This is a genomic window from Tritonibacter sp. SIMBA_163 (assembly GCF_046535935.1).
Classification (GTDB): domain Bacteria; phylum Pseudomonadota; class Alphaproteobacteria; order Rhodobacterales; family Rhodobacteraceae; genus Epibacterium; species Epibacterium scottomollicae.
This window is the reverse complement of sequence record NZ_JAWJBP010000815.1, coordinates 1-256: the sequence shown is the minus strand read 5'-3', so window position 1 is coordinate 256 and position 256 is coordinate 1. Positions and strand designations below refer to the sequence as shown.

Annotated in this window: 1 protein-coding gene; it reads right to left on the bottom strand. The window is 48.4% G+C overall.

Annotation, left to right across the window (positions count from 1 at the left end):
* On the bottom strand, positions 1-256 hold a 256-nt coding region (locus tag R0J92_RS24585; RefSeq protein ID WP_411053609.1), incomplete at both ends, for a minor capsid protein.

Below are 256 nucleotides of genomic sequence, written 5' to 3'. Positions count from 1 at the left end.
ACCGCTGATTCGTCACATTCAAAACCTTCATTGCCTTCTGGCACAACGCGAAACCCGCTTCTGGGTCGCTATGCCGGACGACAATTTCAATGATGTCGTTGTAATAACCAGGAAGCTCAGGGTCGATCTCAAAGCCAGGAATGGGGGTGTCAACCATGATGGCGAAGTTGACTGTTTCCGGCATGAAATTGAAAAAAACGGGGGTTTTTTCAAAGCCTACGCGGCTATCTTTCAACCCCTGAACAATCGCTCTTTC